Source organism: Aquibacillus koreensis, from assembly GCF_025154055.1.
GTDB lineage: Bacteria > Bacillota > Bacilli > Bacillales > Amphibacillaceae > Aquibacillus_C > Aquibacillus_C koreensis.
Genome location: NZ_JAOALK010000007.1, coordinates 1 through 13,021 on the forward strand (window position 1 = coordinate 1; position 13,021 = coordinate 13,021).

At 37.6% G+C, this 13,021-nt stretch carries 14 protein-coding genes; 5 read left to right on the forward strand and 9 right to left on the reverse strand.

What is annotated here, in order from left to right; genetic code table 11:
- Positions 1-408: 408 nt before the first annotated feature.
- On the reverse strand, positions 409-1,275 hold the full coding sequence (locus NYQ66_RS01030; protein WP_259865908.1) for a nucleotidyltransferase-like protein: 867 nt from the start codon (positions 1,273-1,275) through the stop codon (positions 409-411).
- Positions 1,276-1,601: 326 nt separating this feature from the next.
- Here NYQ66_RS01030 and NYQ66_RS01035 point away from each other — a divergent pair, with 326 nt between their 5' ends.
- A complete protein-coding gene (locus tag NYQ66_RS01035) occupies positions 1,602-1,982 on the forward strand; it encodes a YgzB family protein (RefSeq protein WP_407652034.1) in 381 nt (126 codons plus the stop codon).
- Between the two features lie 88 nt (positions 1,983-2,070).
- Here NYQ66_RS01035 and perR read toward each other — a convergent pair whose 3' ends face one another.
- The 7 genes from perR to NYQ66_RS01070 all read right to left on the reverse strand — a co-directional run bounded on the left by perR (position 2,071) and on the right by NYQ66_RS01070 (position 7,953).
- Positions 2,071-2,514: a peroxide-responsive transcriptional repressor PerR gene (gene perR / locus NYQ66_RS01040; RefSeq protein ID WP_259865910.1), complete on the reverse strand. Its 444-nt coding sequence runs from the start codon at positions 2,512-2,514 to the stop codon at positions 2,071-2,073.
- Between the two features lie 178 nt (positions 2,515-2,692).
- Entirely contained in the window at positions 2,693-3,253 is a 561-nt protein-coding gene (locus NYQ66_RS01045) for a cob(I)yrinic acid a,c-diamide adenosyltransferase (RefSeq protein WP_259865912.1), read from the reverse strand.
- Between the two features lie 2 nt (positions 3,254-3,255).
- Entirely contained in the window at positions 3,256-4,206 is a 951-nt protein-coding gene (locus NYQ66_RS01050; RefSeq protein WP_259865914.1) for a D-2-hydroxyacid dehydrogenase, read from the reverse strand.
- A gap of 271 nt (positions 4,207-4,477) precedes the next feature.
- The gene (locus NYQ66_RS01055) at positions 4,478-5,587 is read right to left on the reverse strand and encodes an aminopeptidase (RefSeq protein ID WP_259865916.1); all 1,110 of its coding nucleotides are present in this window, start codon (positions 5,585-5,587) and stop codon (positions 4,478-4,480) included.
- Positions 5,588-5,777: 190 nt separating this feature from the next.
- On the reverse strand, positions 5,778-6,776 hold the full coding sequence (locus NYQ66_RS01060; protein ID WP_259865918.1) for a DUF3231 family protein: 999 nt from the start codon (positions 6,774-6,776) through the stop codon (positions 5,778-5,780).
- 189 nt (positions 6,777-6,965) lie between these two features.
- Complete coding sequence (bcp, locus tag NYQ66_RS01065; RefSeq protein ID WP_259865920.1) at positions 6,966-7,436, reverse strand: thioredoxin-dependent thiol peroxidase; 471 nt, start codon at positions 7,434-7,436, stop codon at positions 6,966-6,968.
- 55 nt (positions 7,437-7,491) lie between these two features.
- A complete protein-coding gene (locus NYQ66_RS01070; protein WP_259865922.1) occupies positions 7,492-7,953 on the reverse strand; it encodes a potassium channel family protein in 462 nt (153 codons plus the stop codon).
- A gap of 192 nt (positions 7,954-8,145) precedes the next feature.
- Here NYQ66_RS01070 and NYQ66_RS01075 point away from each other — a divergent pair, with 192 nt between their 5' ends.
- The 4 genes from NYQ66_RS01075 (at position 8,146) to NYQ66_RS01090 (ending at position 12,786) form a co-directional block, all read left to right on the forward strand.
- A complete protein-coding gene (locus NYQ66_RS01075) occupies positions 8,146-9,435 on the forward strand; it encodes a glutamate-1-semialdehyde 2,1-aminomutase (RefSeq protein ID WP_259865924.1) in 1,290 nt (429 codons plus the stop codon).
- Between the two features lie 678 nt (positions 9,436-10,113).
- On the forward strand, positions 10,114-11,178 hold the full coding sequence (locus tag NYQ66_RS01080; RefSeq protein ID WP_259865926.1) for an FUSC family protein: 1,065 nt from the start codon (positions 10,114-10,116) through the stop codon (positions 11,176-11,178).
- 135 nt (positions 11,179-11,313) lie between these two features.
- Entirely contained in the window at positions 11,314-12,219 is a 906-nt protein-coding gene (locus NYQ66_RS01085) for a dienelactone hydrolase family protein (protein WP_259865928.1), read from the forward strand.
- 126 nt (positions 12,220-12,345) lie between these two features.
- Positions 12,346-12,786, forward strand: coding sequence for a cell wall hydrolase (locus NYQ66_RS01090; RefSeq protein WP_259865930.1), 441 nt, complete (start codon positions 12,346-12,348; stop codon positions 12,784-12,786).
- A gap of 25 nt (positions 12,787-12,811) precedes the next feature.
- Here NYQ66_RS01090 and NYQ66_RS01095 read toward each other — a convergent pair whose 3' ends face one another.
- Positions 12,812-12,997, reverse strand: coding sequence for a hypothetical protein (locus NYQ66_RS01095; RefSeq protein ID WP_259865932.1), 186 nt, complete (start codon positions 12,995-12,997; stop codon positions 12,812-12,814).
- Positions 12,998-13,021 lie beyond the last annotated feature (24 nt).

Below are 13,021 nucleotides of genomic sequence, written 5' to 3' on the forward strand. Positions count from 1 at the left end.
TCTCCATAAAGTGTTTGAGTGTTAACTCATTCAAAAAACTAGCTTTTTTCTTGCTTGACATAAATGATTGTTTTGTTCAGTTTTCAAAGATCAATGTGTGTTGTTGTTTTTTTGCGACAACCTCTATATAATATCAGGTTGCATTCTCAAAGTCAACAACTTTTTTGTTTTTTTGTTAATCACTTCGTTCGAAGCGACCAATTCAATATAGCATAGGAACATTCACAAAGTCAACCAGTATTTCAGCTTTCATTTGTGATGTGTAACCCGCCGCCTTTCTGACGACGGATATTAATATAACACGATGGACGGTTCAGAGTCAACATCTTTTATCATTTTTTCTCAACTTCACTATTCTTCTCTGGATTAGACCTTTACACGAAACCAATTCCTTCTATAGAAGAAACATCACATCACTTTGTATTTGCGATGGTAAATGCCTTGCCCTTTAGTCTCGACTTGAATCACTTCTAAGATCTGCTTACTCGTTAAGTATTCCACTAATGTGCTTAAATCTAACGCATATGATCTGACATCTGGATGTACCTTTAATTCGCCAAAGCTCCATGGTTCATCTTTGGAGCGCATGATCTCTAATAAATGCTCACAACAGCTTTTCGCTCTTGCGTTTAATGCAAATTCTACTGCTAATAGCATAAGTTCCACTCGTTTTTCTGTTTCTTCATTACTATTGATTAACTCTTCGTAAAGCTTAAACACTTCTGGATCGATCCGCTTCACTTGACTCCATACAAGAACTTCTGGATGGTAGCCTTTTTCAATAATCGCAAGACGGCCAAGGTAATGTAAGGAACGAAGCACTCGACTGTAGGCATCTAAATAGTTGCCAGATGCAAATAAATCTTTTGACTCACTATAACTTCTTGTTAGTCTAGCAAAATCAATCGTAAGCTTTAAATTTCTTTTTTCTTGCGGAAAGGTTCTAAGTTCCTCTTTTAACATTGCAATATATTCATTGCGATCAAAAATTGCCTTCCCATTTATAACCCATTCCACAGCACGTCGATATGTGCTTGTATCTATCCAGTTTTTCAGTAAACTTTCTTCCACTACATGAAGCGCAGCTGATTTCCCTTCAAATTCATAGTGCTTTACTAGCCAAGGTTCAGTACCATCTGTAACTATAACAAGTAAGATAACATCAAAATTATCCGTTTCTGGACTGAACTCTTTGCTCTTTTCCATGATTAAGATTCCTAGTGTATTGGCATGACTCGCTCTTTCTTGGTAAATAGGACGCAATAAGTCTTCCATTATATTTCCCCCACTATAAAACCCGACAAATACACATGCCGAGTTTTTATATTTTTTTCTATTTATGTCTTGTTCTTAAAGCTTTATAAGCAAATTTATCTCTAGTAAAAACTATTTCGATAAAATAGAGCCGAAATCCTTTTTTTATCTATGTATTTTATGTAACATACCTTTCGAAAATGGTAGCTATTTTTTTAGGGTCCTTGACGTCTTATAAACGAACACACCCTACTACCATTTTGCGCTTTCAATTAATATAGGAGCAATCCTACTTCTTCTCACGAAAAATATGCTATACTACGATTTGAACATATGGAGGGATTAAAGTGGCCTTAAATTATTCAAATAAGATAAATAAGATTCGAACTTTTGCACTTAGTTTAATTTTTATTGGCTTTGGTGTGATGTACTTAGGAATTCTAGTTAAAAATGTAGCGTGGTTAATGGTCATTTTCTTTATTCTTGGTCTTTTGTGTATTGTATTTAGTACTGTCGTTTATTTTTGGATCGGTTTGCTATCAACGAGGGCAATTCAAATTATCTGTCCTTCTTGCGAGAAGCCTACCAAGTTATTAGGGCGCGTGGATGCCTGCATGCATTGCAAACAGCCTTTGACTATGGACAAGAATTTAGAAGGCGTAGAATTTGATGAGAAATACAATTCAAAAGAGTATCGTAAAGAATTGAGAGAAAAAGACAGCAAATAATTATACTTGCACATAAAAACAATCCACCCGAATAGGTTGGATTGTTTTTTTATTTTAATAATATATCCTCTTAAAAAGGACTAATTTGTTAAACGAGTTGTTTCTTACTTTCTTTACACTCTTTACACACACCGTATATTTCCATTCGATGATGACTTACATCAAAACCTGTAACTTGTTCCGCAAGTGATTCCACTTCATCCAAACTCGGATAATGAAAATCAACTATTTTTCCACAAGAGTCACAAATAATATGGTAATGCTTCGATGTGTTGCAATCAAATCGACTAGAAGAATCCCCGTAGGTCAATTCTCTTACTAAACCGATCTCACGAAATACGCGAAGATTGTTATATACTGTTGCTACGCTCATATTCGGAAATTTCCCTTCGAGCGCTTTGTATATATCATCTGCGGTAGGGTGGATTTCTGCATTTAATAAGAATTCTAGTACCGCATGACGCTGTGGTGTAATTCTAACTCCTGATTCTTTCAACTTTCCAACAGCTTCTTGAAGTCTTACTTCAGTCATCGTCATGCACCTCACTTTCAAATAAAATAGGATAAAGTAAGCATCGGTTATCTATTACCAAGTATATTACTACAGCTATTGTATTCTAACAATTATTATTTTATAATTCTTATAATTAGTGTACTTTTTAATAAACATTCTGTCAATAAAAGTATATTATTATAATGCTATTTTTATGCTATTCGTCCACCTTTAACAGCAATTCTTTACCACCTAATGACTGATTCACATACCTTGCTGCAACAAATAAAAAGTCCGATAGTCGATTTAAAAAGATAAGGACGATATCCTCTTTCAATTCATCTAGTAAACCTACTGCATGTCGTTCCGCTCTTCTTACAATTGTTCTAGCAGTATGTAAGGCTGCGGAAGCCTGATGACCAGAGGGTAAAATAAAGTTTTTTAGAGGTGGAAGTTGCTCGTCCCACCTATCTATTTGACTTTCCAGTTGATCAATATGCGCTTGTCTAAGTTTCCATGTCACTTCTTTATCACTCGGCGTTGCTAATTCCGCTCCTGCATGAAACAACCAAGTTTGTATTTTATGTAACATATCCAAGAAGTCTTCTTTCCCTTCCCACTCAGACGCTTCCGTTACATAACTAACGGCTAATCCAATCATTGAATTTGCTTCATCACAGGTTCCGTAAGCTTCCACTCTCAAATCATTTTTCGCAACACGTTTTCCATATATTAAAGAAGTTTTCCCTTTATCACCTGATCTAGTATAAATCCTCATCCTTAATACCCCCTCTTCAAATCAATCTTATTTATGTAATTCGTTTCCCCAAGCATGTACTTTTTAAAGTTCTGCTCAAAAATTTCAATCGCTCTTGGGATATAATAAGGTGTTCTACTTGAGATATGAGGTGTTAATGTTACATTTGGATGACCCCATAATGGGTGGTTTTTGGGTAATGGTTCCTGTTCAAACACATCCAGGACAACATGAGCAAGTTCTTTTTGATCTAAAGCATCGATAAGTATTTCACTTTTTACGGCATTTCCTCGTCCCATATTTAAGAATACAGCTGTCTTCTTCATTTGACTAAAATGCTCCGCTTGATAATAATCAATGGTTTCGTCTGTGCTCGGTAAGATTGATATCACAAAATCTACTTCTGGTAGGATGCCTGAGAGTTCATCCATCGTATGTACCTGATCGAAATGCTCTTTTTGTGCTCCACTTTTTGAAACTCCGATCGTTTTCATTCGAAACGCTTTTGCTAATCTCGCTAACTCCTGGCCAATGGCACCGGCACCAACTACTAGCATTGTTTTTCTACTTATCTCATCGACAGGGATATTTCGATCCCAATGGTGTTGTTGTTGATTTTCGATTACGACCTTCGTATTTCGATATACTTGAAGGAGCATTCCAATCGCATATTCCGCCATTTGAACTTTGTGGATCCCTCTTGCATTTGTCACAAGGATATTCCGCTCGCTTATAGCCGCAAGTGGCATTTCTTCCAGCCCAGCGGAAATTACCATAATCCATTTCAGTTTCGTTGCCTTTGCGATGATTTCCTCATTCAAGTCTTCCCCGTATGTAACAAGTACTTCCGCTTCTGGCAGTTCCTCCATCGCTTGTTCGATGTTTTCGTAAAATTGAAATTCTATGTCCGGGTATGTATCAATCAGGCTTTGACATGATTGTTTAATTTCAGTTGTTGTTGATAATACAAGCAATTGTTCTCCCTCCTATTTAACATTTATTATATAGCTTTTACTAAGATAGCTAAAATATATTGCAGTAGTGACTAGATTTTTTTATGTTTTTTTCCAGAGACTCGGGTTGAATACTACTATAAATAAGGTTTAGTCCAAAAAAAAAAAAGCACAAGGAAGGGAAGTCCTTGTGCCACTCATATATTCTATATTATATGAAAAGGGGAGGTTTTAGGGTTCTAAGATACTATATGTAGCCCCTTACCTCTTTGTATAGAAGGTTTGCCTACTTTTACGACAAATTTTCTGGATTTAGGCCTTTTAATTCTTCTAGTACAAACTGTCCGTCTTTTCGAATAAGTACATCATCAAAATATATTTCCCCACCACCATATTCTGGTCGTTGAATGAGTACCATATCCCAATGGACAGCAGAGTCATTTCCGTTTTGCGCGTCATCATAGGCAGCACCTGGCGTGAAATGTAGACTACCTGTGATTTTCTCATCAAATAGAATATCTCCCATTGGTTCGGTGATTTTTGGATTTAATCCAAGTGCGAATTCACCGATATAACGAGCGCCCTCGTCTGTATCCAGTATCTTATTCAATTCCTCTGTTTTATCTGCTGTCGCCTTGACTATTTTTCCATTTTCGAATGTTAGCGACACGTTATGAAATGTAATTCCTTGATAAGGACATGGGGTATTATATGTGATCGTACCATTGACGCTATCCTTTACAGGTGCAGTGTAAACTTCACCGTCCGGGATGTTTAACTCACCATAACACATTACTGCAGGAATATCTTTAATGGAAAAAGTTAAATCGGTTCCTTCTGCCGTAATTCGGACTTGATCTGTACGGTCCATAAGATCCTTTAATGGTCTCTGGGCCTCTTCCATTTTGTTATAATCTACGGTACATACCTCGATTAAATAATCATAATATTGGTCATAGCTCATCGTCGCTTTCTGGGCAGCACCTTGCGTTGGGTAATTTAGCAACACCCACTTTTTATTATCCACCAGAAAGTCATTTGACGGCTTTAGTAGTCGCCCAGATATTTGCCATTTTTCTGCCGGAACATCACCGAACTCTGCATCATTTTCTTCGCCAATAATTTGGATAAATGCATCAAGGTCTTGGTATTTAGCCATGTTCCATTTATTCATAAGTTCGTATTGCTCTTCTTTTGATTCTGTAATCATAAGCCTTCTTACTTCATCATCAAACAATTCAGCGAATGGGAGCGCCTCATATGTGTATGCTTTTTCGATTAGTTCTTTTATAAGGGGTTTTGTATTCGTGTTCCCTGAAATAAGCACCTTTTCACCCGGTTTTATTTTTAAGGAATGCTTTAAAAGCAAATCTGCTAGGTCCGCTAAGCGTGGATCTTTCAATACTATCTCCTCCTACTTGGTTATTCTTTCGTATTTATTCTTTATTCGTGCTACATAAGCAAATTCCTTTTGCATGAAAGATAAATACGGCACAAGTAGGAGATCACCTCCACCTCAGGACTTAGAAAAAACGCATGGGGACGGTTCTTGTGTGCACGTTTCGTGCTCACAAGAACCGTCCCCATGTTTCCTATTTTTGCAGTTTGTTTCTGTCGGTGGTTTGTGGTGGTTTTTCCATCCACCCTTCTCCTATTGCTATTTTTGCACCAGTGGATGCGTATTTTCCTACTTTGGCAATTAATTGCGTATAGGATGCGATTAAGTCTGTCCGCATACTTGCCGCTAAACCTTGTCCTAGCATACCCATGGAGATTGTAGATAGAATGGAACTCAATCCCATCATTATCTTGTCCGAAAACGGAGCAACTTTACTATCCGTAATCGTTGAATCGGATGGGAACGGTGAATACGTATGATTTTTATCTAACGTATTTTGAAGTGTTTTAATCACGTCAGTTGCTAACTTATAGCCATCTTGAAGATGTTGTTTCACTTTATTCGATGCAGTAACTTGTGTTAGGGCATCCATTAAGGTCCTACCAATGGCATTTGCCTCAATATTATTAGATAAGTGGTTGATTTCAATCGCCAACAAGGATCTTTTATTCGTTGTTAGAATACCAGAAAGAAAAGAATCATCTTCTATAAACTCCACCTTAGTAGGATAGTTCATGTAAGGGGTTCGTACCAAGATTCCTTTAACTTTCATAAGATTAATAACTCTATTATATAACTCCGTACTCTCATTTATTGCCGCTCGGTAATAGGCTAACGTATCTTCTCGATAAGATGTACCTAACGCCATACCGTTTATGCTAGCACCTGTTCTCGCCATGAACTGTAAAAATCTTAAATAATAAGTATCGGAAAATAACCTTGGTGCCTCTTCGTTGACATCCGCATCCGTGTACCCTTGTGGAATCGGAATACCTTCTTGTTGAAAAATGCTTGTTACCGATTTTAAATGCCCTTCCGAAAGTGCTTTTGAAAATTGCACAATCTCCTTAATGTCTGGGTCTTCTACATTTGCAATAAAATGCTTCATCAAACATATATTTAAACTCTCTGCCATATAGGAGCCCCAGATGCTCCCCAACTCTGATGAGGCTAAATTAGGATTATGATCCACCTTAATACCCTCCTTATGTAATTCACCACTTTAAATTTCCCATTATTTTTCCAAATATACATATGGAAACAGAGGCGGAAACAGGGGGACGGTTCTTCCGTTCACGTTTTTCTTCTTAACGAAAAAAAGAAACGGAAGAACCGTCCCCCTGTTTCCAGGAACTGTCCCTCCGTTTATATATCGTTCATTTTATTTTAGGTTTTCGCGGATGAAGGTTAGTGCGTCATCTACGTGTCCTTTTACTTTTACTTCGCGGTATTCTTTTTGGAGTACGCCTTCTTTATCAATGATAAACGTGGAACGCACGATACCCATGTATTCTTTTCCGAATTTTTTCTTCAACTGCCATACGCCGTAATCTTCCGCTACTTTATGGTCCTCATCAACTAACAATTGGAATGGAAGCTCGTGTTTGTTGATAAATTTCTTATGGCTTTCTTCTGAATCAGGGCTCACACCTAAGATTACTGCATCTAAATCAGCAAAGCTTTCGTGATTGTCACGGAAATCACATGCTTCAGTCGTACAACCCGGTGTATCGTCTTTCGGATAAAAATACAACACGACATTTTTACCTTTATAATCAGATAGTTTTACAGTTTCACCATTATTCGCTTTCAATTCAAAACCTGGTGCTTGGTTTCCTACTTCTAAACTCATCTATATTACCTCCAATGTACTAACATACTATAAGCGTATCCAATTTGGACGATACTTACAAATAATCCACTTCATGTTTCTTCTCTTTTTCTTGCTCTCCTCGTTCATCATCATCCTTCTCCTTCGACTCAAGCCAAACCTTCAAGAAAAACGCAGCAGGTAAAAGGTATCCGATCATCGCTTCTAATAAAGCAAGAAGTCTCCCCCAGCCAATTGGCGTAATATCCCCATAACCTACCGTCATCAGTGTTACACCACTGAAATACATCGAATGGGCAAGCGACTCAAGCACACCTACTTCTTGAAGCACTCCGCCCTCGACTAAGATGACGCCACTAAACGATAGCATAAAATATAATAGTCCAAAACTTATTAACACACTAAAATATACAAGAATTAATGTGTAGAAAATTTCATAAGAGAAATAACTTCGTTGGTAGGACTTATGATGAAAAAAAGAATATAAACTCCCACCCAATAACACAATAATTAAGATGATGGCGACCACTGCAACCATTCCAATACCCCTTTCCACCTAGACCAATAACGCCCTCTTTCAAAAATTACGCTTGTCTCTATTTATAGATTACGATAGGAAAACGCGAGTCATGCCAATTAATCTAGTGGAAGCTAACGCTAGCTCCGTATTTTCCGCGAGAATCTTTTAGTGATAAAATAGGTATCGATACTGTTTATTGGAGGAAAAATCATGCATATAACTAATTCAGAAAAATTACATAAAGAAGCACAAGAGCACATTGTTGGCGGAGTGAATTCACCATCACGCGCCTATAAAGGGGTTGGTGGCGGGACACCGGTCTATATGGAGAGAGGAGAAGGCGCTTATTTTTGGGACGTCGATGGCAATAAATACATCGATTACCTTGCTGCTTATGGTCCAATCATCACTGGGCACGCGCATCCTCATATAACACAAGCTATCGTAAAGGCCGCACATAACGGTGTGTTATACGGCACGCCCACTGCACTCGAAAACACATTTGCAAAATTGTTAAAAGACGCTATTCCTTCCTTAGAAAAGGTTCGTTTTGTAAACTCTGGGACAGAAGCAGTAATGACGACGATCCGTGTTGCAAGAGCGTACACGAATCGGGATAAGATCATTAAATTTGCTGGTTGTTACCACGGCCACTCGGATATCGTTTTGGTTCAAGCTGGATCCGGTCCATCTACACTTGGTAACCCTGACTCTGCCGGCGTAACAAAATCTACAGCACAAGAAGTGATCACCGTTCCATTTAATGACATCGACGCATTTAAAGAAGCACTCGATCATTGGGGTGATCAAGTTGCCGCGGTGTTAGTCGAACCGATCGTCGGTAACTTCGGAATTGTCGAACCAAAGCCAGGCTTTTTACAACAAGTAAATGACCTGATGCACGAAGCGGGCGGATTAGTCATCTATGATGAAGTAATTACCGCTTTCCGTTTTACCTATGGAAGTGCCCAACAATTAGTAGGGGTAGAGCCTGACATGACTGCTTTAGGAAAAATCATCGGTGGAGGCTTACCTATCGGTGCTTATGGTGGAAAAAAAGAAATTATGGAACAAGTTGCTCCGCTTGGGCCTGCTTACCAAGCTGGTACAATGGCAGGAAATCCTGCATCGATGACAGCTGGCATTGCCTGTCTAGAAGTACTAAAGGAACCAGGCACGTACGAAAAGTTAGATCGACTTGGCCAAATGTTAGAAGAAGGGATTCTCCGTGCGGCAGACAAACACAACATCGCTATCACTGTTAATCGTTTGAAAGGTGCATTGACTGTCTATTTCACAAAAGAAAAAATCGAAAACTACGCACAGGCAGAGGCAACCGATACCGAGCAGTTTGGTAAATTCTTTAAACTTATGCTTAGACAAGGAATTAATCTTGCTCCATCCAAATATGAAGCATGGTTTTTAACCATTGCACATACGGAAAAAGATATCACAGAAACACTCAAAGCTGTTAACCACGCGTTTGAACAAATGGCTTAAAGGAGATATTCACATTTTGGACCAAATCGACATTGGGTTTGGTCTTTTTTTTCTTTATCTATGAAACAAAGATAACGGCTATTTCGTATCTACATTTAGAAAGTACCGAATTGCTTTAAAAAAATGACCAGTTAAATTTCTTTATAAAAATACAAGTATGTACCACTTTCTAACCGGTTAATCATAATACCAATATGCTCTAATAATTGAAATCCGTTCTCTTAATTGTTAAAAGACTCACATTTGTTAGAGCTATCTCTTTAATAAAATGGTATAATATATGTAACTTTAAAATGTAAGCGTTTTAATAAATATACATTATTATGAATAAATATTGATTATCACTTTTGGATATGTTATGATTATTTTGAAAATTTTAAATTTTCAACTCATGCTTTTTTTGTCTTTTGACTTCCCTTCAAAGCATGAAGACTTGGCTTTTGCACACGCTGTGCAAAAGTCTTTTTTTTTGGACAAATTATAACGAAAAATAATAATGACATGAATTATTCAACATTGTTGAAATATAATGTAAAGAAAGTTTGCTATAATGATGAAGGTATTAGTTTGTTTCATAGTGAGATGAGGTATGATGTTTATAATTGGCCTTTCTGATCCTAAAAGGATGGACAAACCTTTGTCGTACCTATCACTTTATTATTTCAAGAGGATGATGTCATGAAACTCGGCGCACGTATGCTTAAGACTGGGCTAGCTGTTGCAATCGCACTTTACGCAGCAACACTACTTGGTTTTCCATCCCCTGTATTTGCTGGTATCGCTGCAGTATTTGCAATTCAACCGTCCATCTACAGGTCATTTCAAACAATTATTGAACAAATCCAAGCAAATATTATTGGTGTCGGTACCGCGATGCTAATTGTATTTACATTAGGTAATGACCCTTTCGTAATTGGATTTACCACGATATTAGTCATTGGTATTTGTATGTATTTGAAGATGACAGAAACGATTCCTTTAGCAATTGTTGCAGTCATCGCTGTCATGGATTCAACGCAAATGACATTTACCACATTTGCTTTGTTACGTTTCTCAGCTTTAACTTTAGGTATTTTTTCAGCATTCTTAGTGAACTTATTATTTTTACCACCTAAATATGAGACGAAGCTATTTCATAAGGTAGACCAAACGACATCCGATATATTGCAATGGTTACGCGTAACAACTAGACATTTATCCGACTTTCCATCCTTAAAGGGAGAAATAACAAGAATTCAGGAAGATTTGAAAAAAATAGACCAAATATATTTGTTATTTTCAGAGGAACGCACGTATCTAAAGAAGAATCGCTTAATCAAAGCACGTAAATTAATCGTATTTCGCCAACTAATTGCTACTGCAAATAAATCGTTTGATGTATTAAAAGCATTCCATCAATTAGATGAAAAAATAGAATCGATTCCAACGAAATTGCAAGCTGCACTGATTGAAGAGGTCGATAAAGTGATCCACTCCCATGAGCGACTCTTACTTAGTTCCATGGGGCGAATTAAAAAACAACAACAGGAATCGTTGCTAACGATTGCGGAACCTGATATCCCAAGAGTAGTGGAAGCATTAATCATCGACTATAAAGAAGATGATGATAATAGTCTCACATTCTTACCACTAGCTGCACAGCTAATGGAGTATCAACATGAGCTCGCTCACTTACAAGTTCTATTAAAAAGCTACCAACAATACCATGAAGATGAACATTTAGAATTCACAAAGAACGAATAACGGAAACAAGGGGACGGTTCTTGTGTTCACAAATTGTGAACACAAGAACCGTCCCTCTGTTTCCACTAAGCAGGATATTCAACTATACACTAAGAAAAAAAAATAATCAAAATCATAATCAGGAGTTGTACACGCATGGAAACTGAAACTCGCAGACAAGAATTATATGAGCTACTTGGTGAATTGCCATCACGATCACTACCAATATCATCACAAAAAATAGCAGAAAAAGCCCATACTCACTATGTGCTAGAAACATGGTTACTTGATTTAAATGGCGTCGATCTTGTTCCGGCATATTTTGTCCGTCCAATAAACCAGGAAGGCCCTTTTCCAACGATCATTTTTAATCATTCCCATGGCGGAAACTATGAGCTTGGTAAAGATGAGTTAATTAAAGGAAATACTTATCTCCAAGATCCTCCGTATGCAGAAGAGCTCGCAAAACAAGGATATGCAGTCCTATGTATTGACGCGTGGGGGTTTGGTAGTAGAAGAGGTAAAACAGAGGGTGAACTTTTTAAAGAGGCGCTTTGGTCTGGCGAAGTATTATGGGGGAAAATGGTTTATGATACGTTACGGGCTATTGATTACGTAACAGCACGAGATGATGTGGATCCGGACCGGCTTGGAACAATGGGGATATCGATGGGAAGTGTCATGTCTTGGTGGATCGCAGCTTTGGACACAAGAATAAAAGTTTGCGTGGATCTATGTGGTTTAGTTGATTTCCATACATTAATAGAACAAAGAGGCCTTGATCATCACGGTATATACTTTTATGTTCCAAAATTAATCAAGCATTTTACCACAGCAGATATTAATCGACTAATTGCACCACGGCCGCATTTAAGCCTGAATGGCAATGACGATATGTTAACTCCTAGAAAAGGTTTAGATATTATTGACGAGGAGTTGAAAACGGTGTACCTAGAGGAAGGTGTTTCTGAAGCGTGGAAACTTGTTCGATATAATATTGGTCATTTCGAAACAGCTGCAATGAGAAAACAGGTCATTGACTTTTTTAAGAAATGGTTTTGATTTACTTGATTGATAACTTGTCCAATCCTTGATTAAAAAATTTCAGTTTGTCCACCACAGTAAATTTTCTCTGAGCCCACATTTTTCTAGACACTTGTTAATACAATTCTTGTAGAGGTGATAAAAATGGCAAGAGTAAAATATACCGATGCTGATGTTGATGTAATGGCAAGAATGATGAGAGCAGAAGCAGAAGGTGAAGGACGATTAGGAATGCTCATGGTTGGCAATGTCATTGTAAATCGACTAAAAGCGAATTGTCTTGATTTTAAAGATTTAAGATCGATACGGGATGTGATTTTCCAAGTACAAGGTGGGAATTACTCTTTTGAGGCCGTTCAAAAAGGAAATGTTTTTTATAATCGAGCGAGAGAAGTAGAGAAAAAGTTAGCAAGAGAAACCTTAAAATTTTGGAGAGAACACCCTTCTAAGTATGCGCTCTGGTACTTTAATCCTTATGGTGAATGCCCTCCTACCTGGTACAATCAACCATTCACAGGACAATATAAAGAGCATTGTTATTATGAACCGATTGCTGATACTTGCGAAGGCGCTTATCTTTGGTAAAGAAAACCCCACATCGTGGGGTTTTTCATTTGTTATACCGCTTTTTATACAAATGAAACCCTAAGGTTGTTAATGAAATTAGGATAGCAATAGCTAGGATGATACCAAATGGATCCCCAGTTACTTCTCCATTTCGAAATACATTTCCAATAACCATACCGAACATGACTCCAGCTATACCGAACAATAAAATCTTTAATCTGCGTTCCATGTAATCACCCCATCTTTTAAAAAA

What these genes read in the sequence shown, in the direction of transcription:
- NYQ66_RS01030 (WP_259865908.1), bottom strand. Translation starts at nt 1,275, where the DNA reads ATGGAAGACTTATTGCGTCCTATTTACCAAGAAAGAGCGAGTCATGCC.
- perR (WP_259865910.1), bottom strand. Translation starts at nt 2,514, where the DNA reads ATGACTGAAGTAAGACTTCAAGAAGCTGTTGGAAAGTTGAAAGAATCA.
- NYQ66_RS01045 (WP_259865912.1), bottom strand. Translation starts at nt 3,253, where the DNA reads ATGAGGATTTATACTAGATCAGGTGATAAAGGGAAAACTTCTTTAATA.
- bcp (WP_259865920.1), bottom strand. Translation starts at nt 7,436, where the DNA reads ATGAGTTTAGAAGTAGGAAACCAAGCACCAGGTTTTGAATTGAAAGCG.
- NYQ66_RS01070 (WP_259865922.1), bottom strand. Translation starts at nt 7,953, where the DNA reads ATGGTTGCAGTGGTCGCCATCATCTTAATTATTGTGTTATTGGGTGGG.
- NYQ66_RS01075 (WP_259865924.1), top strand. Translation starts at nt 8,146, where the DNA reads ATGCATATAACTAATTCAGAAAAATTACATAAAGAAGCACAAGAGCAC.
- NYQ66_RS01080 (WP_259865926.1), top strand. Translation starts at nt 10,114, where the DNA reads ATGAAACTCGGCGCACGTATGCTTAAGACTGGGCTAGCTGTTGCAATC.
- NYQ66_RS01085 (WP_259865928.1), top strand. Translation starts at nt 11,314, where the DNA reads ATGGAAACTGAAACTCGCAGACAAGAATTATATGAGCTACTTGGTGAA.
- NYQ66_RS01090 (WP_259865930.1), top strand. Translation starts at nt 12,346, where the DNA reads ATGGCAAGAGTAAAATATACCGATGCTGATGTTGATGTAATGGCAAGA.
- NYQ66_RS01095 (WP_259865932.1), bottom strand. Translation starts at nt 12,997, where the DNA reads ATGGAACGCAGATTAAAGATTTTATTGTTCGGTATAGCTGGAGTCATG.